Annotated in this window: 22 protein-coding genes; 5 read left to right on the top strand and 17 right to left on the bottom strand. The window is 53.8% G+C overall.

The features are described 5' to 3' along the window. Window positions 1-189 precede the first annotated feature (189 nt). The 8 genes from M2403_RS20200 to rppH all read right to left on the bottom strand — a co-directional run bounded on the left by M2403_RS20200 (window position 190) and on the right by rppH (window position 6,975). Window positions 190-537, bottom strand: a complete 348-nt coding sequence (locus M2403_RS20200; protein WP_259230691.1) for a prepilin-type N-terminal cleavage/methylation domain-containing protein — start codon at window positions 535-537, stop codon at window positions 190-192. Then, on the bottom strand, window positions 530-1,018 hold the full coding sequence (locus tag M2403_RS20195) for a YgdB family protein (protein ID WP_259230690.1): 489 nt from the start codon (window positions 1,016-1,018) through the stop codon (window positions 530-532). The genes M2403_RS20200 and M2403_RS20195 overlap by 8 nt, the downstream gene beginning before the upstream one ends. Then, window positions 1,015-1,602, bottom strand: a complete 588-nt coding sequence (locus M2403_RS20190; protein ID WP_259230689.1) for a prepilin peptidase-dependent protein — start codon at window positions 1,600-1,602, stop codon at window positions 1,015-1,017. The genes M2403_RS20195 and M2403_RS20190 overlap by 4 nt, the downstream gene beginning before the upstream one ends. Continuing rightward, window positions 1,593-2,087 (bottom strand): prepilin peptidase-dependent protein, encoded by a 495-nt coding sequence (locus tag M2403_RS20185; RefSeq protein ID WP_259230688.1) that lies wholly within the window; start codon window positions 2,085-2,087, stop codon window positions 1,593-1,595. Before M2403_RS20185 ends, M2403_RS20190 begins: the two co-directional genes overlap by 10 nt. A gap of 249 nt (window positions 2,088-2,336) precedes the next feature. Continuing rightward, a complete protein-coding gene (gene thyA, locus M2403_RS20180) occupies window positions 2,337-3,131 on the bottom strand; it encodes a thymidylate synthase (protein ID WP_152325435.1) in 795 nt (264 codons plus the stop codon). Window positions 3,132-3,137: 6 nt separating this feature from the next. Next, window positions 3,138-4,007 (bottom strand): prolipoprotein diacylglyceryl transferase, encoded by an 870-nt coding sequence (gene lgt / locus M2403_RS20175; RefSeq protein ID WP_259230687.1) that lies wholly within the window; start codon window positions 4,005-4,007, stop codon window positions 3,138-3,140. A 182-nt stretch (window positions 4,008-4,189) separates the two neighbouring features. Next, window positions 4,190-6,436, bottom strand: coding sequence for a phosphoenolpyruvate--protein phosphotransferase (ptsP, locus tag M2403_RS20170; RefSeq protein ID WP_152325433.1), 2,247 nt, complete (start codon window positions 6,434-6,436; stop codon window positions 4,190-4,192). An 11-nt stretch (window positions 6,437-6,447) separates the two neighbouring features. Then, entirely contained in the window at window positions 6,448-6,975 is a 528-nt protein-coding gene (rppH, locus tag M2403_RS20165) for an RNA pyrophosphohydrolase (protein WP_101079247.1), read from the bottom strand. Window positions 6,976-7,670: 695 nt separating this feature from the next. Here rppH and mutH point away from each other — a divergent pair. From mutH to M2403_RS20150, 3 genes are all read left to right on the top strand, one after another. Continuing rightward, on the top strand, window positions 7,671-8,357 hold the full coding sequence (gene mutH / locus M2403_RS20160) for a DNA mismatch repair endonuclease MutH (RefSeq protein ID WP_152325432.1): 687 nt from the start codon (window positions 7,671-7,673) through the stop codon (window positions 8,355-8,357). Window positions 8,358-8,484: 127 nt separating this feature from the next. After that, on the top strand, window positions 8,485-8,703 hold the full coding sequence (locus tag M2403_RS20155) for a YgdI/YgdR family lipoprotein (protein ID WP_165061797.1): 219 nt from the start codon (window positions 8,485-8,487) through the stop codon (window positions 8,701-8,703). A gap of 170 nt (window positions 8,704-8,873) precedes the next feature. Next, complete coding sequence (locus M2403_RS20150; RefSeq protein WP_259230686.1) at window positions 8,874-9,914, top strand: NADP(H)-dependent aldo-keto reductase; 1,041 nt, start codon at window positions 8,874-8,876, stop codon at window positions 9,912-9,914. A 76-nt stretch (window positions 9,915-9,990) separates the two neighbouring features. Here the strand turns inward: M2403_RS20150 and lplT are convergent, their stop codons facing one another. The 3 genes from lplT to M2403_RS20135 all read right to left on the bottom strand — a co-directional run bounded on the left by lplT (window position 9,991) and on the right by M2403_RS20135 (window position 15,954). Next, window positions 9,991-11,199, bottom strand: a complete 1,209-nt coding sequence (gene lplT / locus M2403_RS20145) for a lysophospholipid transporter LplT (protein ID WP_259230684.1) — start codon at window positions 11,197-11,199, stop codon at window positions 9,991-9,993. Continuing rightward, a complete protein-coding gene (gene aas, locus M2403_RS20140) occupies window positions 11,196-13,361 on the bottom strand; it encodes a bifunctional acyl-ACP--phospholipid O-acyltransferase/long-chain-fatty-acid--ACP ligase (RefSeq protein ID WP_259230683.1) in 2,166 nt (721 codons plus the stop codon). Before aas ends, lplT begins: the two co-directional genes overlap by 4 nt. A 322-nt stretch (window positions 13,362-13,683) precedes the next feature. Then, window positions 13,684-15,954 (bottom strand): molybdopterin guanine dinucleotide-containing S/N-oxide reductase, encoded by a 2,271-nt coding sequence (locus M2403_RS20135; protein WP_259230681.1) that lies wholly within the window; start codon window positions 15,952-15,954, stop codon window positions 13,684-13,686. Window positions 15,955-16,205: 251 nt separating this feature from the next. Here M2403_RS20135 and galR point away from each other — a divergent pair, with 251 nt between their 5' ends. Continuing rightward, complete coding sequence (gene galR / locus M2403_RS20130) at window positions 16,206-17,210, top strand: HTH-type transcriptional regulator GalR (protein WP_152325427.1); 1,005 nt, start codon at window positions 16,206-16,208, stop codon at window positions 17,208-17,210. On the opposite strand, the gene M2403_RS20125 is transcribed toward galR, so the two are convergent. The 5 genes from M2403_RS20125 to M2403_RS20105 all read right to left on the bottom strand — a co-directional run bounded on the left by M2403_RS20125 (window position 17,207) and on the right by M2403_RS20105 (window position 21,636). Then, the gene (locus M2403_RS20125; protein ID WP_165061738.1) at window positions 17,207-17,656 is read right to left on the bottom strand and encodes a GNAT family N-acetyltransferase; all 450 of its coding nucleotides are present in this window, start codon (window positions 17,654-17,656) and stop codon (window positions 17,207-17,209) included. The two genes, galR and M2403_RS20125, sit on opposite strands and share 4 nt — an antisense overlap. 2 nt (window positions 17,657-17,658) lie before the next feature. After that, window positions 17,659-18,432, bottom strand: coding sequence for an FCD domain-containing protein (locus M2403_RS20120; RefSeq protein ID WP_152325445.1), 774 nt, complete (start codon window positions 18,430-18,432; stop codon window positions 17,659-17,661). 69 nt (window positions 18,433-18,501) lie between these two features. Next, window positions 18,502-18,819 carry a PTS sugar transporter subunit IIB gene (locus M2403_RS20115; RefSeq protein ID WP_101079257.1) on the bottom strand — a complete coding sequence of 106 codons (318 nt, stop codon included), beginning with the start codon at window positions 18,817-18,819 and terminating at the stop codon, window positions 18,502-18,504. A gap of 14 nt (window positions 18,820-18,833) precedes the next feature. Continuing rightward, the gene (locus M2403_RS20110) at window positions 18,834-20,270 is read right to left on the bottom strand and encodes a glycoside hydrolase family 1 protein (RefSeq protein WP_259230679.1); all 1,437 of its coding nucleotides are present in this window, start codon (window positions 20,268-20,270) and stop codon (window positions 18,834-18,836) included. 22 nt (window positions 20,271-20,292) lie between these two features. After that, a complete protein-coding gene (locus M2403_RS20105) occupies window positions 20,293-21,636 on the bottom strand; it encodes a PTS sugar transporter subunit IIC (protein WP_259230676.1) in 1,344 nt (447 codons plus the stop codon). Between the two features lie 278 nt (window positions 21,637-21,914). Between M2403_RS20105 and M2403_RS20100 the strand changes: the two genes are divergently transcribed. Further along, entirely contained in the window at window positions 21,915-22,235 is a 321-nt protein-coding gene (locus tag M2403_RS20100) for a PTS lactose/cellobiose transporter subunit IIA (RefSeq protein WP_152325444.1), read from the top strand. A gap of 79 nt (window positions 22,236-22,314) precedes the next feature. On the opposite strand, the gene lysA is transcribed toward M2403_RS20100, so the two are convergent. Further along, entirely contained in the window at window positions 22,315-23,574 is a 1,260-nt protein-coding gene (gene lysA / locus M2403_RS20095) for a diaminopimelate decarboxylase (RefSeq protein WP_259230675.1), read from the bottom strand. Window positions 23,575-23,669 lie beyond the last annotated feature (95 nt).

The raw sequence follows: 23,669 nt of genomic DNA, 5'->3' as shown, positions 1-23,669 counted from the left end.
TAGTTGTCAAAAAAATCGAACCGGGATGAGCAGTCAGGAGCTCCGTCACATTTTGTTCCCGAACCGGACGTTTCCTCCAGGGGAAAATCACCCTGTTAAACCACTCTAAGCTGTTAGCCCGTCATTGCAAGCGGCTTGAGGGTATTTTCCCGACTTATTCTGAACCCGTTCTGCTGCCATTTAGCCATCCTATTTGCAGATCAGACGCTGCAAAATTGCCTGATATTTTGCAGGTGACCGGATAACAATATTGACCCGCTGGCATGATTGCCCGAAAGAAATCCCCGACAGTTGATATTCCCAGCCTTCCATGACAGTTTCGTGGCTCTGCCCGGTTGCCGCATAAGCTTCCAGCTGCGAATGAGCCTCTGACCACGCCTGTTGCACCTGCCACTGACGCATAAAACCATAGGTCAGTGACTGGTAATAATTCAGCAGCCCTAAAACAGACACCGACAGCAACAGTGCGGCTATCAATGCTTCCGGCAAGCTAAAACCCTGCTGTGAGATATCTTCTTTTCCGGATGCATTAACCATTACAAATCAGCTCATTAGTTTCCGGGCAGAAATCCAGCCAGCCTTGTTTCAGAGGGATAAAAACCAGAGTGCCGTCAGCCTTGTTTTTTCCACTGGCTTGCTGAAATTGCATGACAGGCTCACCGCCTTCGGCCATTTGCCCTTCCCCGCGCAGCAGAAATAGATCCGGACGCAGTGACGGGCGCACACAGACCCGGCCTTTTCCTGAAATCAGTAAACCTGCTGCCACATCCTGGCATTGCCAGTCTGAACCGGTAGAAGCCTTCCAGCTTTGCTGAACTCCCCAGGCCAGCACCGTTGAAGCATTTTCCCAGGCAATAACGAACCGGTGCTGGCTGGAAGTCAGCGCCAGGCCAGCCGAAAGTTGCTGCTGTAATGAGTTAAGGGCAATAAGCCCCAGCCCCATCATCACCATAACGCTCAATATAAGGGCGCTGCCGCGCTGGCGTTCCGCACCGGTAAAATTCACAACAGCCTTCACAAGTTATGCCCCGCAACCAGCGCGCCGACCTGCTGATGGATAAAAGGATTTCGGCTCCACCGGGCCTCGAGTTGTAAAGTAAACAAATGGCCGCCAGAACTACTGGTTTGTTCTGTGATGTTAAACCTTGTCACGCTGACTTCGGCAGGATCGAGTAATTTTTCCCAGCCGGAACCGCTACAGCCGGAGGCTCCGCGCTGGATTTCAATGCCTCCTTGACGCAGGCGATAGCCAAAATATTCAGATTCAGCGGTGCCGGGGTTTTCCCATTTTCCGTTGCGGTTCAGGTCGTAAATGGCAATGACGCAGGAGCCCGCCGCTTCTCCGTCAGCATTGCCGATAATGACGGGCTTTCCCTCACAAATGCCATTACAAAAACCAGCCCGTCGGAGATCTTTCTCCATCGTAAATGCCGTCTGACGCAGAAGCTGATCCAGCTGATAATGTCGGCCAAGGCTCTGGCTTCTCTGGCGCATCATCGGGTAAATTTGCGCGGCACTGAGCATCAGCATGCTTCCCAATCCCATCGCCATCATCACTTCCGGCAGCGTGAACCCGAAGTTATTGCGCGGGATTACTGGCATGACGCTATCCCAAGTAACGGCTGATTCTCACTGCATATCCGCAATCTTCCCCGAGCAGAAAGGACAATCCGCAGGCTGCCTGCCGCATTTTTCAGTGTGAGATGTCCCGGCATGGCCGAATTTCGCAATCCGTAAAAACCGGTCGCGTTGTCAGAAAAATCGAGCAATTCAATTTCAGGATCATCAACCGTAAACACCTTACTACCAGCCGCCTTGCAATCTGCCGCGCGCTGCCCGGTTCCCACGCAACCGCCCTTTCCACTCATCACCCACAGTATCGCGGAACGGTTGTAGTTGTTGGCACCGGTCTGAACGCCATAAAGATACAGGCGCAGCCGCTGAGCATGCTGCTCAAGCTTCAGCGCCTGCTGATAACTGCGCCAGCTGTGCATTCCCCACAGCGCGCACATCGCTACGATGACAACCACGACCATCATTTCTATCAGCGACATTCCCTGTTCTCCCGTCCTTTGCGTTGTTTTCATGGGGTCAGGTTAGGCATTTAAATTTTATCCGCTACAGGCAAAACGCATTTTTCCAGCACGCCTCGGGAACAATATGTGCAATAAAGGGCACGCAGCAAAATCGTTGTGCGATGCCTCGCAGGGATGAAATGAAATTAGAAATCACAACAGAAATTGTCAGGAAAAGGTGTAAAACGTACGGCAGCAGGGAGAAAGGTGTTAACGGAAATGGCCGCCTGACCAGAGTGGCAGGCGGCAAACAGCGAAGGATCAGACAGCGACGGGCGCTTTGATTGCCGGGTGCGGATCGTACCCTTCAATCTCGAAATCTTCGAAGTTGTAATCAAACAGGGAGGCTGGTTTGCGCTTGATAATCAGTTTAGGCAACGCGCGTGGCTCACGGCTCAGTTGCAAATGCGTCTGTTCCATGTGGTTGCTGTAAAGGTGAGTATCACCACCGGTCCAGACAAAATCGCCCACCGCGAGGTCGCATTGTTGCGCCATCATGTGGACCAGCAATGCATAGCTGGCGATATTGAACGGCAGGCCGAGGAAGATATCGCATGAGCGCTGATACAACTGACAGGACAATTTTCCGTCCGCCACATAGAACTGGAAGAAGGCGTGGCACGGTGCCAGCGCCATCTGATCCAGCTCACCCACGTTCCAGGCCGAAACAATGATACGGCGGGAATTAGGATCCTGTTTCAGTTGCTTAATCACATTGGACAACTGGTCAATTTGCGTGCCATCAGCCGCACCCCATGCACGCCACTGTTTGCCGTACACTGGGCCGAGGTCGCCGTTTTCATCTGCCCACTCGTCCCAGATGCTGACGTTGTTTTCACGCAGATAGGCGATATTGGTTTCGCCTTTCAGGAACCACAGAAGTTCATGAATGATGGAGCGCAGATGGCATTTTTTCGTGGTGACCAGCGGAAAGCCTTCCTGCAGATTGAAACGCATCTGATGACCAAAAATCGACAACGTGCCAGTACCGGTACGGTCGGCTTTAGGGGTGCCCTCATCGAGCACTTTCTGCATTAAATCCAGATACTGTTTCATGTTACCTCACGACAATTTTTTCTGCGGACGGCGATATGCCCAGACCATCATAATCAGGCCAATGACCACCATCGGGATGGACAGAACCTGCCCCATACTGATGATCCCATCGAACAGGCCCAGTTGCGCATCCGGCTGGCGGAAATGTTCGACGATGATGCGGAATAAGCCGTAGCCAATCAGGAATAAGCCTGATACCGCACCCATCGGGCGTGATTTGCGAATAAAGACGTTCAGAATGATGAACAATACGATGCCTTCCAGCAGCAGTTCATACAGCTGCGAAGGATGGCGCGGCAGTACACCGTACTGGTTCAGCAGCGGCTGCCATTTCGGGTCAGCGGCGGCAATCGCGATATCTTCCTGACGTGAGCCGGGGAACAACATCGCCCAAGGCACATCGGTGGTCACACGACCCCAAAGCTCGCCGTTAATGAAGTTGCCCAGACGTCCTGCACCCAGGCCAAACGGGATCAGCGGAGCAATGAAATCGGAAACCTGGAAGAAATTACGCTTGGTACGGCGTGCGAAAATCAACATCACGACGATCACACCAATCAGGCCGCCGTGGAAGGACATACCGCCGTCCCACACTTTGAAGAGATAAAGAGGATTATCGAGGAACAGTGGCAGGTTGTAGAAGAAGACATAACCGATACGGCCACCGAGGAAGACACCGAGGAAACCGGCATAGAGTAAATTCTCTACTTCTTCTTTTTTCCAGCCGCTGCCTGGCTTGTTGGCACGGCGTACAGCCAGCCACATTGCGAAGACAAAACCGACCAGATACATCAGTCCGTACCAGTGAAGAGATACCGGCCCGATGGAGAAAATCACCGGGTCAAACTGGGGAAACGCCAGATAGCTGTTGCTCATCTATCACCACAAATTGTTTATCATTATCGCCCGGTTAAGGGCCAGCAGGGAGCGAATAGTAGCATAGCCGGGAGGTTTTCCGGGGCTAAGCCGCTGGAAAAGTTCTGTAAAAAATCATCTCATCGTTCGCCGGAATGCGGCCACAGCAGAAGTCACGCGGTACAGCGTACCGCGAAGGGTGTTTATTTGCCGCCGCGGATCAGGCCGCCCAGCCCGCGTCGCTCCATAAATGCTGCCGTCATATGGCGGACATCCGTGGTGAAATGCGCCTGTAAAACGCGGCTGGCCAGCTCTTCGGCATCGTGTAATTCAATACGGCGGAGCAGATATTTTATACGCGCCACGCTGCGGCCGTTCATGCTGAGATTGCGGAACCCCATGCCGGTCAGCAACAGCGCGCCCATCGGGTCACCGGCCATTTCACCGCACAAACTGACATCCAGCCCGGCGGCTTCTGCGCTGGTGACAATCTGCTTAAGCACACGCAACATCGCCGGATGCAGGCTGTCGTAAAGCCCGGCGACGCGGGTATTGTTACGATCGACGGCCAGCAGATATTGCGTTAAATCGTTGGTGCCCACGGAGATAAACTCCACTCTTCCGGCCAGAGCCGGGAGCATGAAGATCATCGAAGGCACTTCAATCATGACACCCAGACGCGTCGGCGGCAGCTCATAACCCAACTGTTCTTCCACTTCACGTCCGGCACGATCAATCAGGCGTCGCGCTTCATCAATCTCCTCGAGGCTGGTGACCATCGGCAGTAAAATGCCAAGATTGCCGGTCGCCGCGTTGGCGCGCAGCATGGCGCGAACCTGAATCAGGAAAATCTCGGGCTGATCGAGCGTGATACGAATACCACGCCAGCCCAGACACGGGTTTTCTTCGCTGATCGGCATATACGGCAGCTGTTTGTCAGAGCCGATATCCAGCGTGCGCAGCGTCACCGACTTTTGCGGGAATAATTGCAGCATGCCCTGATACTGCGCGACCTGTTCTTCTTCCGAAGGGAAGCCGCTTTGCAGCATGAACGGAATTTCCGTGCGGTATAACCCGACACCGTCGACGCGGCTGCCAAACAACTTTTCGTGGTCAGCGCTAAGCCCGGCGTTGAGCATAACCTGTACCCGCTCGCCGCTCTTCAGCGCAGCCGGTTGCTCAACATCATCTTCGGCTTTCTGGCTCAGCTCCATTTCTTCGCTGATGAGACGTTTGTATTCCGTCACCAGAACGGCTTCCGGGTCAATCAGCAATTCGCCACGGTAACCATCAACAATCAGCTGACGCTGGCTCAGCAGCGCGGGCTGAATATCCGCGCCCATAATGGTCGGGACGCCCATCGCACGGACTAAAATTGCGGCATGGGAATTCGCTGCACCGTCGCGGACGACGACGCCCGCCAGCCGGTCTTGCGGAACTTCCGCCAGCAATGTCGCGGTCAGTTCATCAGCGACCAGAATGAAACGTTCCGGCCACTGAGTATTGCCCTGGATGGTATCGTCGAGATGAAACACCAGCCGCTGGCCGAGTGCGCGTAAATCGCTGCCGCGCTCACGCAGATAGGTATCCTGGAGGCTGGCAAACTGAGCCGCAAATTCTTCAACAACCTTTTTGACCGCCCATTCCGCCACTGCGCCCTGATCAATCTGCGCAAACAGCTCGCGCTTGAGGCGCGCATCATTGAGTAAATGGGAATAGAGGTCGAAAATCGCCGCGCTTTCTTTCTGCGCGCTGGCCGTGAAGCGTTTACTGAAACGGCGAAATTCTGCACCGGCATCTTCCAGTGCGCGGGTCAGCCGCTCGCGTTCACGAACGGTGTCCAGCGTGGACGCCATGTAGACATGCTCAAGCGAAGGTTGCGAGCTGTCCTGCCAGCCGATCCCAATCGCCACACCGGGCGATGCGGCCAGTGCCCGCACGCGGGTCTGACGGAAACGTCCGTAAAGCACATTAAGCTGTGCCTGGGAAAGGATTGCCGCCAGCTGCGTTGCCAGCGTGACCATAAAGGACTCTTCACTTTCATCAAACTGGCGATGCTCGCGCTGCTGAATAACCAGCACGCCCAGCAGCTGACGACGGTGAATGATCGGCACGCCTAAGAAGGATCGGAAAAGATCTTCTTTGACGGCAGGGATATATTTGAAACTCGGGTGGCTCTGCGCGTCGGCAAGGTTGATGGGTTCAGCCAGACGCCCGACCAGACCCACGATGCCCTGATCAAACGCCAGGGTAATAGTGCGCCCGCGAGGCTTTTTCAAACCTCGCGTCGCCATCAGATAGTAACAACGGCGGTCATTGTCAGCGAGATAGACGGAACACACTTCAGTGTCCATCGCCAGGCAGGTTTCGTTGACCAGTACGTCCAGCGCATCATTCAGGCTGGACGCCATTGCTACCTTTTCAACAATTTCTCGCAAACGCGTGAGCATTTCTTCGTGACTTAGCCTCTTTTACGACGATAAGCGGGTGATGTCTTTGGAAGAGAGACTTCCTGCATCGGCATGATAGTGGTGGAAAACTCCTTCATTACACGACGGTAGACATCACGTTTGAATGACACGACCTGACGAACCGGATACCAGAAACTTACCCAACGCCAGCCATCAAATTCAGGCGTGCTGCTGCGCTGCATATTGATATCCGCATCGTTGCACATCAGTTGCAGCAAGAACCATTTTTGCTTTTGGCCGATACAAACCGGCTTTGTGTCCCAACGCACCAAACGTTTTGGCAATTTATAACGTAACCAGTTACGGGTCGAAGCCAGAATACGTACATCTTTACGGCCAAGCCCCACTTCCTCAAACAGCTCGCGGTACATGGCCTGCTCAGCGGTTTCACCGGGGTTTATGCCCCCCTGTGGAAACTGCCAGGAGTGCTGACCGTATCGTCTGGCCCATAACACCTGACCCTGCTTGTCACAGATTACGATACCAACATTCGGGCGGTAGCCATCATCATCGATCACCGGACTACCTCAATAGCTTAAAATCATAGATGTTCTGATTGTTTCATACTACCAACAGGCGGTAAACCACTGGTTAACGCCGATCGGCATGAATAAAAATGGGATAACTCACAGTTATAACCAAAGTTATAAACAGATTTGGGAAAACATCCGAGATTTTATTCACTTTTTCTGTGGATAGATATGTGAAGAACTTAAGAGTAAGCGGGGTAAAACTCTCCTGAACTTATTTGCCCCAGAAAAATGAAATCCCATAAAACACTTAAAAAACATGCTATTGATAACCAATAAACACGTTATCCCACGTTCAAAAACGAGAACCAAATCACATTGGAAAGTGATCTGGCGAAAGATCGACCAATGACGTTTTTATCCACAGCGATCGACTAAAAGTTGACGTTACCTGAGCAATAATTGGATGAAACCCCATACGTCAAGCCTGTAAATCGAACCAGTGATCGGATAAACCTGAGGTTATCCAAGAAATCTGTGGATAACTAGGTGGAAGATCCTGTTTATTGTCGCCTTCAACAGGTGATCAACCTAATCTTTAGCCTGCAAAATCCGCCGGAATGCGGAAAAAAAACTAAGATAAATCATGCTATTATTCCTCCGCCGCGCAGGTATAACTTTTTATTCACCGTGCGGGATGAAAGCAGTACGAAATTTAATCTATTGAATGAGCATTGTTTTTTATGTCGATTCCTTTACCTGCAACACAACCGCCCCGTGACGAAAACGCACTGCTGCAACGCGCGCAATCTCTTGCGGGTCATACATTAGGCGAACTGGCCACACGCGCAGGTTTGCCAATCCCGGCGAATCTGAAACGTGAAAAAGGCTGGGTCGGCATGTTGCTGGAAGTGTATCTCGGTGCCATCGCGGGCAGTAAACCCGAGCAGGATTTTGCCGACATTGGCATTGAGCTGAAAACGATCCCGGTCGATTCCAGGGGGAAACCGCTGGAAACCACTTTCGTGTGCGTCGCCCCGTTAACCGGAAACAGCGGCGTGACGTGGGAAAGCAGTCATGTGCGGCACAAACTGGCCCGTGTGCTGTGGATCCCTGTAGAAGGCGAACGTCAGATCCCGCTGGCAGAACGGCATATAGGTGCGCCTTTGCTGTGGCAACCGTCGCAAGAAGAAGATGAGCAGTTGCGTCAGGACTGGGAAGAGCTGATGGATTTAATCGTGCTCGGTAAAGTCGAAAGCATAACGGCCCGTCACGGAGAATATCTGCAACTGCGCCCGAAAGCCGCGAACAGCAAGGCGCTGACAGAAGCTATCGGCGAGTTCGGACAGCCGATCCTGACACTTCCCCGCGGCTTTTATCTTAAGAAGCGTTTCACCGGCGCGCTGCTGTCCCGCCACTTTCTGCTTTGAATACCGAAATTTATAAAATTTCACACACCTTTTCTGCCACGTTGGATTCCTTTTGCTACGCTAGACTGTAGATCATTTCCCATAACGAAAAATCTTCGACGTAACCAAAGGAATAACAACGATGATGATGAAGAAAACTTTGATGCTGACCGGTGCTGCACTTCTGGTTTTTAGCCTCTCAGGCTGCGCCAGCGACTACGTGATTTCCACCAAAGACGGCAATATGATCCTGACCGACGGCAAACCCGAGCTGGATAAATCCACCGGTCTGCTCAGCTACACCGATGAACAGGGCAATAAGCGTCAGATCAACAACGATAACGTCAGCCAGGTCATGAAACGCTAAATACCGCGCCCCACTCCATCCTGCCTGATGCAATAACGCGGGTAGCCATACGTGCCACCCGCGTTATTGCAGGATAGTTGCCCCCTTCCCCCTTGTTCCTGCCTTGTATATAGTCAGTAAAGGCGCTTTTTCGTTAGGCTGACATTCTCAGATAGAAAGGAAGACCGGCAATGCAATATCACCGTATACCCCACAGTTCTTTAGAAGTGAGCTTACTGGGACTTGGCACCATGACTTTTGGTGAACAGAACAGCGAAGCCGACGCCCATCAGCAACTGGATTACGCCGTTGCGGCGGGCATAAACCTGATTGATACCGCAGAAATGTATCCCGTTCCGCCGCGTCCTGAAACGCAGGGCCTGACGGAAAGCTATATTGGCAGCTGGCTGAAAGCCCGCGGCAACCGCGAGAAGATCATTCTGGCGAGTAAAGTCGCCGGTCCTTCGCGCGGTAACGACAATTCCATCCGTCCGGGCCAGATGCTGGATCGCAAAAATATCCGCGCGGCGCTGGATGCCAGCCTGAAACGTCTGAATACGGATTATCTGGACTTATATCAGCTGCACTGGCCGCAGCGTCAGACCAATTTCTTTGGCAAACTGAGCTATCAGTACACTGAAGAACAGTCTCCGGTGACTTTACTGGAAACGCTTGAAGCTCTGAATGAACAGGTGCGCGCCGGTAAAATCCGCTACATCGGTGTTTCTAACGAAACGCCGTGGGGCGTGATGCGTTATCTGCAACTTGCCGAAAAGCATGACCTGCCGCGTATTGTTTCGATTCAAAACCCGTACAGCCTGCTGAACCGCAGCTTTGAAATCGGTTTGTCAGAAATCAGCCAGCACGAAGGGGTGGAATTGCTCGCCTATTCCAGCCTGGCGTTCGGTACGCTGAGCGGCAAATACCTGAACGGTGCGAAACCGGCCGGTGCGCGTAACACGCTGTTCAGCCGCTTCACGCGTTACTCTTCACCGCAGGCAGAAGCGGCGATTGCCGAATATGTCGCGCTGGCGAAAAAACACAATCTGGATCCTTCGCAGATGGCTCTGGCCTTCGTGCGCCAGCAACCGTTTGTCGCCAGCACGCTGCTGGGCGCGACCACGCTGAAACAACTGAAGATCAACATCGACAGTCAGGACCTGACGCTTGATGGCGAAATTCTGGTTGAGCTGGAAGAAATCCACAAACGCTTCACCATTCCGGCGCCGTAACAAACGCCATATCACAGCCATTAAAAAAGGGCGCTCAGCGCCCTTTTGTTTTTGCGAAATCGCTATAAAAACAGCATCACGCCAGACGACGTTTCTGCATATTCTTCCAGATCCACAGCCCGGTAATCGCCAGCGCAAACACCACGCCGAAGCCGATACCAATCGCCACGACCGGCGCGCCCGCCATCACCACCAGCGAATACAGGCCAAGCATCAGCAACATCGCCGTGTTCTCACCGAGGTTCTGCACTGCAATTGCATTACCGGCGCCGACGGAAATTTTACCGCGATGCTGTAACAGTGCGTTCAGCGGAACCACGAAGAAACCGCCGAGGATCCCGACAACCACCAGCACAATATACGAACTTAGCATGCTGGTTTGCAGGGCGAATACGACGACCGCAATCCCGATCGCGACACCCGCAGGCAGACAGCGTTTCACTGTTTCCAGGCGGATGAGTTTCGCAGCCGCACCGGCACCAAACACAATACCGATGGCGACCATCGCATTCAGAAGCGTCGGCGTTTTGTTATCGGTAATGCCGAGCGCCACCGGCACCCACAGCACCAGCAGGAAACGCAGCGTCACACCCGCGCCCCAGAAGAGGCTGGTACCGACCAGCGAAAAGCGGGTTTCGCCGTCCTGCCACAAGGTTTTGCAGGCGAAGAAAAACGTCCGCGTCATTTTGGACGGATTCCACGACTGCCCCGGACGCGCCGGTGTCAGCTTGGGAATAAACCAGTTCGCCGCGACCGCCGCGCCATAAGCCAGCACGCAGATACCGAGCGCAGCCAGAATGCTCCAGTCAGCCAGCGCGCCACCGGCCACCGATCCGAGAAGGATCGCTGCAATGGTCGAGGCTTCCATCATGCCGTTGGCTTTCACCAGCTGCTCGCCGCTGGCGATTTCACCCAAGATGCCATATTTGGCCGGTGAATACGCCGCCGCCCCAATCCCCACCAGCGTATAGCCGAGGAACGGGTTCAGTCCGGCGCAAATCACCGCCGCCCCGCCGAGTTTGAGCAGATTGGCAACCATCATTACGCGGCCTTTCGAGAAGCTGTCCGCGAACTGCCCGACAAACGGCGCGAGAATAATGTACGTCGCCACAAACGCCATCTGTAAAACCGGCTGGCTCCAGTCGGGATACAGCTGTTGTTTGATCAGCGCCAGCGCGGCAAACAACAGCGCGTTATCGCCAAACGCAGACAGAAACTGCGCGACGATCACCGCCGTCATGCTTTTCGACATCAGCGGCGCTGCCGCCATAGAAGGTTGGCTCATGCCTCACTCTCCGGGTTTTCTGCCATCTGGCGCAGGGTGACAAAATCAGGTTTACCGCTGCCCAGCAACGGCAAGGCTTTAACCACGCGAATATCGCGCGGCACGGCAAGTTCCGGCAGCCCCAATTCGCGGGCGGCTTTACTCAGGGCATCACGGCGTAATTCCGGGTCGGTGGTAAACAGCACTAAGGCCTCGCCTTTGCTGGCATCACTGCGTGACGTCGCTGCATGTTGTTTATCCGGTGAAGCTTTGATGGCAAGTTGCTCGACGCTTTCCAGCGACACCATTTCACCGGCCAGTTTGGCAAAACGCTTCACGCGGCCACGAATGGCGCAGAAACCTTTGTCATCCAGCGTGACGATATCCCCCGTGTCATACCAGCCAGCCTGCATTTCGCCGTCGGCGTTTTCGGCCTGTGGCGCTTCCAGTACGCCCGGATTTTCAACCCGCAGATAGCCTTTCATGATGTTCGGGCCACGCAGTTGCAGGCGTCCGCCTTCTTCAATACCCGGCACTTTAATCAGACGTGATTCCATTCCCGGCAAAATCTGACCGACGGTATTCACTTTCGCGGCCATCGGCACGTTAATTGCCACCACCGGCGCGCATTCGGTCACGCCATAGCCTTCGAGAATGCGGATACCGAATTTGTTCTGCCAGATTTCCTTGGTGCTTTCCGCCAGTTTTTCCGCGCCAGCAACGACATAGCGCAAGCGGGCAAAATCATAAGGATGTGCAAATCGGGCGTAGTTGCCGAGGAAGGTGGACGTACCGAACAACACGTTGCAGTTCTGATCGTAGACCAGCTCCGGCACAATGCGGTAATGCAGCGGGCTCGGATACAGGAACACGCGCGCGCCAGTCATGATCGGCGTTAACAGACCGACGGTCAGCCCGAACGCATGGAACAGCGGCAGGGAGGACATGAAACGGTCGCGGGGGGTGAAATCCGCCACGGTGCGGATTTGCTCAACGTTCGCCAGCAGGCTCGCATGGGAATGCACCACGCCTTTCGGATTGCCTTCGGAGCCGGAGGTAAACAGCACCAGCGCGGCATCGTCAGGTTGCTGTGGCAACATTGCGCGACGCGGGAAAATCAGGTGGAGCAGGATCCACAGTTTGTCCTGCAACGTGACGGTATCTTTTAAATCTTCCAGATAAACCCAGTTAGCTTCCGGGACATTCTCCGGCAGATGCGTCAGTTTGCCTTTTTCGAGGAACTGGCGGGACGTAATGATCGTTTTGATTTGCGCCGCTTTCATCGCGCTTTGCAGCCCTTTCGCACCGGCGGTGTAGTTGAGCAGCGCCGGAATACGGTTGCGCATCGACGCGCCAAACAGCGCTGCGGCCATGATCGTGGCATTCGGCAGCAGCATCCCGACGTGTTCCCCTTCGCGGGTGAAACGTTGCAGGATACGGCTGACGCCGAGGGATTTTTTCAGCAGGCCCTGATAAGAATCTTCCTTGAAAGAAACATCGGCGATGCAGGGTTTGCGGCGGCCATAGCGGGTTTGCGCCGACAGAAACGCCTGATACAACGTTTCCGGCTCGCGGGTTTCCATGCGCGCCTGCATCATCACTTTATGCAATTGCTCACCAGCCAGCACGCGGCGGTCGCGGGAACGCGCGGCTTCCGGCATCGGGATCGTCACCGGCGGCAAAACGTTGATTGTCACTTTCGGGAACCAGCGGATTTTGAAACTGCCGAACAGGCGACCAAACGGCGTAAATTCTGCGCCGTCAATGCGGATCGGGATCACGGTGGCCTGTGACTTCGCCGCGACAAAAGCGGCGCCGTCATAAATCTTCATTAATGAACCGGTGACCGTAATACGCCCTTCCGGGAAAACCACCACCGGACGCCCTTTTTCCACTTCGCGGATCAGGTGTTTAATCGCCATCGGTTTGGTCGGGTCCAGCGGCATGAAGTCCACGTACGGCTTCAGCCAGCGCATAAACCAGGTATCAGTAATGTTGGAATACACCGCGAACACCGGTTTGACCGGCAGAAAAAGCACCAGCAGCATGCCGTCTATAAAAGAAACATGGTTGGGCGTGAGCAATAAACGCGGGTAATCAAATGAGGATTTCGCCGGCGTGACCGTCACCCGGAACGCTATGCGGAACAGCCACCTGAACGCGGCGAAAAGAAAGTTATACATGTTTGCCATCTCCTTATGTGTCATCCCTGATCTTGAAAGAAAAAGGTTGGGGAAACAGCATACTATAAGCCGTTGTAAAAGACGCCAGTCGGAGAGAGTTTCGGAGGTTGCTTAACGACGTGCAGAATTGAGACAAAAAAAAACCTACGCATCCGCGTAGGTTGGTGCAAATTTAATCGGTATCAACATGCAGAGCACGTTGATGATTCACCAATCAATACCTCTGGGACGTTCAATTTAGCTGGTTTGTACGAACCACAGCCAGCAGGCAATCGAAACATAATTCCGCAAAGTGTAACGAGTGGTGAAAATGCCTCCGGTTTTAATCATTTAATGCTGATTGCGTTACTTCGACCAGGCAGCTCATTGCATTTGGCCCCTGCGTCAGACGCGAGGTGCCGATATCCAGCGTCAGCACATTCGGATTTCCCGCCTGCTCGGTTTCCTGCCATTTACCGCCAAAGCCCGGATCAAACCAGGCGCCGGTGGACATCAGCACCACGCCGCGCGTAATGCCGTCATTGAACGAAACCCCGGCCAGACAGCTGCCGCGCGCGTTATGCACTTTCACCCGGTCGCCGTCGTTCAGCTGGCGGCTGGCCGCGTCTTCAGGGTGCATAAACAGCGTTTCTTTCCCGGCCGTTTTGTTCGACTGCGCCAGCGGCGACTGATCGAGCTGGCTATGCAACCGGTCTTTCGGCTGGATGGAAATCAGATGCAGCGGCCACTCTTTGGCCGTTTCTGCGCCCAGCCACTCAACCGGCGGCTGCCATTCCGGATGCGGTGCGAAATCTTCGTAACCGTATCCGGCGATGGTTTCGGAGAACAACTCGATTTTTCCACTGTGCGTGCCCAGCGGATTAGCGCGCGGGCTTTTGCGGAATTCTTCGAAGAAGATGTAATCCTTCTCCGGCGTCGGCAATTCAACAAAACCGCGTTCCCAGAACGTTTCAAAGTCCGGCCATTCAACGCCGGTGCCTTTCTGCGCTTCACCGCACTGACGGTAAATATGGCGCAGCCACTGATCTTCGTTGCGCCCCTGCGTGAACGGTTCGCGGTAACCGAGACGGTCGGCGATATCGGCGAAAATATCAAAATCGTTACGCGCCTGATGCTGTGGCGCGATGGCCTGATGCATCGCCAGCACGAAACGGTCACGCGAAGAACCGCCGATATCATTACGCTCAAGCGAGGTGGTCGCAGGCAGCACGATGTCGGCCATCTGCGCTGCCGGTGTCCAGACGTTATCCTGCACGATCACCGTGTCCGGTTTCTGCCAGCCTTCGACCAGGCGGTTAAGCTGCTGATGGTGATGGAACGGATTGCCGCCGGCCCAGTGAACCAGATGAATATCCGGATAATTCAGCGTCTCGCCCTGGAATTCGTACGGCTGCCCCGGATTGAGCAACATGTCGCTGATGCGTGCAACAGGAATCGACAAACCGGAAGGATTCGGCCCGGCGCTGACGGCTGGGCCCGGCGTGTCAAAACGCGGATTGCCGACGCTGTTCATCGAACCGTGTCCAAACGAGAAACCGCCGCCCGGCAAACCGACCTGCCCGAGCATGGCGGAAATGGCGATCATCATCCAGTAAGGCTGTTCGCCGCGATGGGCGCGCTGCACGGAATAAGAACAGGTAATAAAGCTGCGCACGCCGATCAGATCGTCGGCCAGCCGCGCAATACGTTCAGCCGGAATACCGGTAATGTAGCTCGCCCACTCCGGCGTTTTCGCCACGCCGTCAGTATCACCGCGCAGGTACGCCGCGAGCTGCGGATAACCCACGCAGTGGCTGGCCAGAAACGCATCGTCCTGTGCATCCTTGCGCTGAATCTCATACGCGATCGCCATCATCAGCGCTGCGTCAGTGTTCGGGCGGATCGGGATCCACTCGGCATTCACAAACGCCGGGCAGTCATCGCGCATCGGGCTGATGTTAATCACCCGCGTGCCTTTTTTTGCCAGCTGTTCCAGCGCCGGTTTCAGCGTATGTTCAACCGCGCCGCCGGACGCCACTTGCGCGTTTTTCAGCGCCAGACCGCCGAAGGCAAGCAGGATTTCCGCATGCTCCACCACGCTCGGCCACGACGTGACGCGCCCGGTCAGTGGCGTAAATGTACCAATCACATACGGCAGGAAAAACTGCGCCGAGCCCCAGCTGTAATTGCCCTGCTGATCCACACCGCCGCCGCCGGTGAAATAAAAACGGCGCACCAGCGAACGGGCATGGTGTAAACGCCCCGCAGAAGACCAGCCGTAAGAACCGTTGAAAATCCCGGATGCGCCGTAGCGGTCGCGCACGCGTTTATTCTCTTCAGCGACCAGATCCAGCGCCAGATCCCAGTCCACTTCGACAAAATCTTCACGCCCGCGCAGCGAGCGATCACTGTTTTCGCGTTTTTGCAGCCAGGAACGGCGCACCGCCGGTTTGCGGATGCGTTTTTCCGAATACACCAGCGGCGCAATCGAATCGAGTAAAGGCGAAGGGTCAGCATCGGCGGAATAAGGCTCGCAGCGGATCAGGCGGCCATCTTCCACCACGGCGGTATACGCGCCCCAGTGAGCCAGTTGCGGGTAACGTTTTATCGGCATTTTTTCTTTTTCTCAGCGCGGGTGAATAGCATTAAAAATAACATTCGCGCCGTTCTCAGTTCAAAGAACAAATCATCTTAATCAAACCCATTTCGGCCCTTTCAGGCTGCGATTTCCGTTAAAGACGGCATTCTTTTCCCGTTACATGCGTCTTGCATCGAAAAGTTGCGATCGACATCCTTGCAGCCACCGGTCTTTTCCGCAAAACTGGGCAGTGTAAACGATTACCCTCACGGAATAGCGGAAGTGTTATGGCAACGATTAAGGATGTAGCAAAACTGGCAGGCGTATCGGTTGCGACCGTTTCACGCGTGATAAATCATTCTCCGAAAGCCAGTGAAAGCTCGCGGGAAGCCGTTCAGAACGCCATGCAGCATCTGCAATATCATCCGAATGCCAACGCCCGCGCACTGGCGCAACAGGCTACCGAAACCCTGGGCCTGATTGTGGCCGACGTGTCCGATCCTTTTTTTGGCGCGATGGTAAAAGCCGTCGAACAGGTGGCATATGCGACCGGCAATTTTCTGCTGATTGGTAACGGTTATCACAACGTGGAAAAAGAGCGTCAGGCCATCGAACAGCTGATCCGTCACCGCTGTGCGGCGCTGGTGGTCCACGCCAAAATGCTGCCTGAAGATGAACTGACCAGCCTGATGCAGCAAATTCCCGGCATGGTGCTGATCAACCGCACGCTGCCCGGTTTCGAGGAGCGCTGCATTGCGCTTGATGACCGCTACGGTTCATGGCTGGCAACCCGCCATCTGATTCAGGCAGGGCATCAGCGCATCGCCATTTTGTGTTCCAACCACGGCATTTCCGATGCCAGCGACCGTCTTCAGGGCTACATTGACGCGCTGACCGAACACAATATTCCTGTCGATGACAAACTGATTGCCTACGCCGAACCCGATGAAATCGGCGGCGAAAAAGCGATGGCGGACTTACTGGGATTAGGCAAAAGCTTTACCGCCGTGACCTGCTACAACGACCCGATGGCCGCCGGTGCGCTTTCGGTATTAAGCGATAACAGCATTGATGTGCCGGGGGAAATTTCTCTGATCGGGTTTGATGACGTGCTGATTTCGCGGTATCTGCGCCCGCGTCTGACCACGGTGCGTTATCCGGTTGTCGCGATGGCGAATCAGGCTGCGCAGCTGGCGTTAGCGCTGGCAAACGGCCAGCCGCTGCCCGAAACCACTCACATGTTCAGCCCGACGCTGGTGCGCCGTCACTCGGTGAGTTCTCCGGGGAATTAAAGGAATTGCTGGTAAACGCGGACAGGTTTGTCAGGGTAATCCAGCGCATCGCCGATGTATTTCCAGCCCAAACGTTCGTAGTAGCCGGTAAATTCAGCGTAGAGATAGAGTTCGGAAAAGCCGCTGCGGCGGCTGTGCTCCAGCACGAAAGCCTGCAATTCCTGCCCTAACCCGCGCGATCTGTAACCTTCATCAACGTACAGCGCCGCCAGCCAAGGTGTGAGATCCTGACGGCTGATTAAATCGCAGCGCCATAACCCGACCGTTCCCGCCAGCGTATCGCCCTCGAGCGCGATAAAGGTTTGTGGCAAATCCGCACCGCGCAGGCTGCTTTGCACCACGCTTTCAAAAAACGCCCGGCTGTTTTCACTGCCAAACGCTTTCCACAGCCAGTCCGTGACGGTTTCCTGAAATTCCGGGCGTTCGCTGAGATTGATGATCTTCATACTCAGACCAGTTTCCCCTGAAAAATCGGCACAGATTCAAACAGATAACCGTCGAACTCAGGCGCATCAACATCAGAAAGTTCCATCAGCGTGTTCTTCACATTTTCCATGTGCTGCCACATGGCCTGATACGAACCCATCACGTCGCGGCGGCGCAGTGCGGCCAAAATATTCTGATGATCTGCCAGCCATTTCAGCCGGTAACCGCGCGTGGCGATGTGGCTGTGTAATTGTTTCCAGAGCGGGCTGGAATCGCGATGCATCCAGATATTTTTGACGGAATCGAGCAGCATCTGGTTCTGCGTTGCACCGGCGATCAGCAGGTGAAAAAGGCGGTCGTTATCACCACTTTCGTCGTTGGCAACAATCGCGATTTGTTCCTGCTCCAGCGTGCGGCGCAGGTTTTCGATATCCGCCTTGGTCGCCATTTTGGCGGCAAACGCGGCAATATTACTTTCGAGCAACTGCCGCGCCTGTAAAATTTCAAACGGGCCAATCTGCCCCTGATACATCAGTTCGTCTTCGCCCTCTTCCTGCGAAGGAATGCGGATCACGTAAACGCCGGAGCCCTGGCGGATATCCACCGTGCCTTCGAGTTCCAGCATCAGCAGAGCTTCACGCACGATAGTCCGGCTGACGCCGTAGGTTTCAGCCATATTTCGTTCAGGCGGCAGGCGGGAACCCACAGCGAAATGCCCCTGCTTGATTTGCTCGCGCAGGTCGTGCCCGATTTCCTGATACTGCTTTCTGTCCTGCGAAACCACACCTTTATCCACACATTCACCCTGATGCAAAGACTGACAAATTGGCTCCAAAGACAGAGCCAATGGACCTACGCTGAAGGGTCAGTGTATCAAACTTAATGCCTGATCCAGCACTTTGGCGCCGTTCAGGGTTCCGTATGCCACCATGTCGATCACGGCGATGGGAATGTTGTGTTCATCCGTCAGCTTTTTATTTTCCGCCAGTTTGAACCGCACCTGCGGCCCTAACAGCACAACCTGAATGTCACGTCCGTAGGCCTCAAGTTCGTCGCGCAGATTATTTTCCGGGATGGCGTAAATCTTAAATTCCAGCCCGCGGGCTGCCGCTTCTTTTTCCATTTTGGTGACCACAAGGGAAGTGGACATCCCTGCCGAACAAGCTAAAACGAGTCGTTTCATAATGTTTCCTCGGGTTATTTATCTTCATCGTCCAGTGTTAAAGACAACACACCACTTTCACTCAGCGATTTAAACCAGTGAGATGATTTCTTCTGACGGCGATCACGGTTGTTATCAAGATCAATCTCGATCAGCCCGTAACGGTTTTTAAAAGCATTCATCGGCGAGACGTTATCGGTAAAAGCCCAGAGCATATATCCCTGACAATTTGCACCGTCTTCCCGCGCCTTTAATGTCCAGTAAAGATGTTCGGCAATAAATTCAATACGATAATCGTCCTGAATTTCTCCGCTGCTGGCATCACGGAACTGGCCTTCATTTTCAATGCCCATTCCGTTCTCAGCAATAAACCATGGAATATTTCCGTATTCCGTTTTAATGCGCATTGCAAAGTCATAAACAATTTTCGGGTAAATTTCCCAGCCACGGGATTTATTCATCCTGCGGCCCGGCAGTTCAAAATGTTCGTAGTAAAACGCGGGATGGAATGGCGTCTCTTTATTCCATTCACGGGACGGGGCTTTAACACGGTGCGGGTAATACAGATTAATGCCCACTTCGTCCACCGTGTTATTACGGATAACCGCCAGTTCCTGCTCTGAATAATCAAACTGCACGTGGTGCTTTTGCAGCAAATCGAGCAATTCCTGCGGGTATTCGCCTTTAATCATCGGGTCTAAAAATACGCGGTTATAGAATAAATCGTATAAATGCGCCGCCTTCTGATCGTGCGCCGCCGCTGAACGGGCGTACGTCACTTCCGGGTTTAAAATCACGCCCATCGTGCCGTGCGAACCGTAACCTTTACGGTGAAACAGCTCGACGACTTTGGCGGTTGCCAGCACTTTGTGATGATTCCACTGCATCCATTTACCGGTGTTCTGCTCGAAAGGCCAGCGGATTGCGTCCAGATACACGCGGGTTTGCACCACTACCGGCTCGTTGAAAGTGAACCAGCGGCTGACCTTCCCGGCGAAGCGCTCAAGCACTTTATCCGCGTACAGGACAAAAAGCTCAACGACTTTTTTCGAGCCCCAGCCGTCATATTTTTCAAGCAGATACGCCGGTAATTCGTAGTGTTCGAGGCACAGCATCGGCTCAATGCCGTTGCGCTTCATCTCATCCAGAAGATTGCCGATGTACGCCGCATATTCCTCATCAACCGTACCCAGTTCGTAGTCGGTGAAAAAGCGCGACCAGTTAACTGAGGTGCGGTAATGCGTCAGCCCGCTGGCCTTCATCAGCGCCACATCTTCTTTATAACGGTTAATGAAATCAGTGGCTTTCGCCGGGCCGTAGCCGTTGTGCCAGACGTGGCGGTTGTTTTTGTACCAGAGATCCAGATACGAATCCTGCCCGTCCTTTTTGCCACTCCAGCCTTCGGTTTGCCACGCAGAAGCCGCCGCACCGAGAATAAACTCGTCAGGAATGGTGATTGAAACTTTGCTCATAATTTTCCTCGTTGTCCCGGATTCAGGCCGTTGCAGCGCGTTTTTGCTGCTGCGCGATAGCGTCAATCTGCGCCTGTTCTGCACGGCGCGAAGCCACTTTGACGAACGGCAGATAAATCAGCACAGCCACCACGATGCAGCCAATTTGGGTAATCACCGCGCCCATCGAACCGGCGGTAGACAGCCAGGCGTTGATGATCGGCGGCGTGGTCCACGGCACCATGACCACGGCACGTCCGGCAAAACCCAGGCTGGTCGCAAAATACCCGATAGTGCCGGTGATGAGCGGCGTGATGATGAACGGGATCGCCAGAATCGGGTTGAGCATGATCGGCATGCCAAAAATCACCGGTTCATTGATGTTGAAGAAGCCCGGCCCCATGGATAATTTGGCGATTTCGCGCATTTCTTTGCGGCGCGTTCCCAGCATGACCGCCAGCAAAAGCCCGATAGTGCAGCCGGAGCCGCCGATGCTCATGTACACATCCCAGAACGGCATGGTGATGATGTTCGGCACTTCATGTCCCTGCTCGAACGCCGTCATGTTCACCATGATCGCGCCCAGCAGCAGCGGCTCACGGATGGGTTTGATCATCTGATTGCCGTGAATACCAATGACCCAGAACAGTTGCGCGACAAACATCAGCAGCAGAATGCCCGGCAGGCTTTGCATCACCGATTCCAGAGGACGCTGGATCACCTGATACACCGCGTCGTACAAATACATGCCGGTCACGCGATGGAAAACGAAGCCGAATGTGGCGACGATAACCACGGTAATAATCGCGGGGATCAGTGCGGAGAACGACGCGGAAACGTTCGGCGGCACACTTTCCGGCATTTTAATCCGCAGGCCGTTAACCTTTTCCAGGTGGGAATATATTTCCACCGAGAGAATGGCAATAAACATGCCAAGGAACAGGCTTTTGGTGTCGGAGAATTGTTTCGCCAGCACGTCTTTCACTTCCTGCATCTGGCCGTTGACCATCATATCGACGGTCGTCGGCGTGACGGCAATAAAACAAATCACCGCCAGCAGGCCGGGAAATAACGAACGCGAACCGTTAATTTTGCCCAGTTCAATACCAATTAAAAATACCGCGCCGATGGTCAGGAAACTCAGCGTGGCATAGTTAATACTGCTCATAATCGGTTTGAGCGTCGCCAGCCAGGAGAACATTTCAAAGTGGGCTAATCCGTTTTTCGGATCCATCACCATATTTGAAATTAAAACTGAGAATGCCCCCACGATAATGACCGGCATTAACGTGATAAAAGAAGCCTTAATAGCCATGATGTATCTGAGGCTATTAAAAGTATTCGCGAATCCCCCGAGAGAATCGATAAAACGGTCTTTCAGTGACATGACACCACCTCTTTTAATATTGTGTTTTGCTTTACAGGTGTTTGTTTCGCATTGACCTTTTGACGTATCAGAGGATAAAGGTTGAGTGCGAATATAAAGTCAGATTCCGGTTCTGAGAGAAATTCCGTCCATCTTTTGGGTCATTATTGTCTTAATGTGGCATGCCAAAAAATAGCGGAATACGAATTAATTTCTGTGACAGCGTTCTCACATGTGAATATTGGAATTCCAATATGATGAATTCACCCCTTTCTGGTATACCAATTTTGGAGATGTCGATGGAATTCGATCTGGAACAAACGGTAATGGAGTTATTGATCAACGCCGGGGAAGCGCGTTCTAACGCGATGATGGCGATTCAGCACGCCCGCAAAAAGGAATGGGAGCAGGCGGATGCCATGCTGAAAGCCTCAGACGATGCGGCGCGCGTCGCTCACAAAGTGCAGACGCAGCTGATCGGGCTGGATGAAGGCGTGGGAAAAATACCGGTAAATCTGATTATGGTGCATTCGCAGGATCATCTGATGACCGCCATGCTGTGCCGCGAACTGGCCGAAGAAATCGTGTTACTGAGGAAAGAGATGTTTGAAAAACAGTAAATTCAACACGAAACTCCCCTGCGAAAAAGTACAGAGAACTCGTTCAGCTCCTCCCCCTTCGCAGGGGGAGGAGCAGAGCTTACAGCTCTAAAGCGATTAACTCTTCCACCGTCTGCCTGCGACGAATCAGCCGCGGGACGCCATTTTCGAACAGTACTTCCGGCAGCAGCGGACGGGTGTTGTAGTTAGAAGACATCGATGCGCCATAGGCACCGGTATCGTGGAACACCAGATAATCGCCAATCCGCAACGATGGGAGCGGGAAGGTTTCAACGCCGCCGCCTGCCTGCTGGGTAAAAACGTCACCGGATTCACACAAAGGCCCGGCAATCACGGATTCCGTCAGCGCCTGACCGCTGAGGTCGCGGCCATCTGCCGGTAACAGCGAAATATGGTGATAACTGCCGTACATCGCCGGACGCATCAGGTCGTTAAACCCGGCGTCGCACAACACGAAATGGCGGCTGCCCATGTTTTTCACCGCACGGATTTGCGCCACAAGCACGCCGGATTCCGCCACCAGGAAACGCCCCGGTTCGATTTCCAGTTTCACTTCATGTCCGAGGTGTGCCGCAATCTGCTCACGCGCACGGTTCCACAAACCAAAATAGTGGCCGGTATCGATAGATTCTTCGTCAAAATGATAAGGAATCGACAATCCGCCGCCCGCTGAAATCGCTTCAATATCTTGTCCGGTTTCAATGACCTGGCGAACCATCGCATCACAAACCTGCTCAAGATGGCCGTAATCCACGCCGGAACCAATGTGCATATGAATGCCCACCAGTTTCAGGCCGTAACGGGTAATTTCAGCCAGCGCCTGCGGTAAATCGGCATGCCAGATCCCGTGTTTGCTGTTCTCACCGCCGGTATTGGTTTTCTGGCTGTGACCGTGGCCGAATCCCGGATTCACGCGCAGCCACACCGGATGCCCGGCTTTGTGCTGACCAATCTGACTGAGCATATCAATGGAACCGGCGTTTACCGGGATATCCAGCGCCGTCACACGTTCCAGCGTCGGCTGATCCAGCACATCGGCGGTAAACACGATTTCACTGTTTTCACGCCCCGGAATAAAACCGGCCACCAGCGCACGTTCTATTTCGCCCAGCGATACCGAATCCACCTTCACGCCCTGCTCGCGCATCAGGCGAAGAATATGAATATTCGAACAGGCTTTTTGCGCAAAGCGGATCACATCAAATTCACGTAACTGTGCAATACGTTGCTTAATGATTTCAGCGTCATACGCCCAGACCGGGCAACCAAATTGTTGCACAAGCGCCAGCAAATTCGCGGCGTTAAGTGCAGTGGACGTATCGTTCAGGGCGCGGGGCATAAGATTTTCCGTCAGATGAAGGCTGTCATATTTCGTTAAGTATGACGGCAGATGAAGCAGCGATAAAATATCTATTTCAGGCCAGTCTATTCATT

The organism is Rahnella sp. BIGb0603, from assembly GCF_024808755.1.
GTDB classification, from domain to species: domain Bacteria; phylum Pseudomonadota; class Gammaproteobacteria; order Enterobacterales; family Enterobacteriaceae; genus Rahnella; species Rahnella contaminans.
The sequence above is the reverse complement of the archived record's forward strand: the minus strand, read 5'-3'. Positions and strand labels throughout refer to the sequence as shown.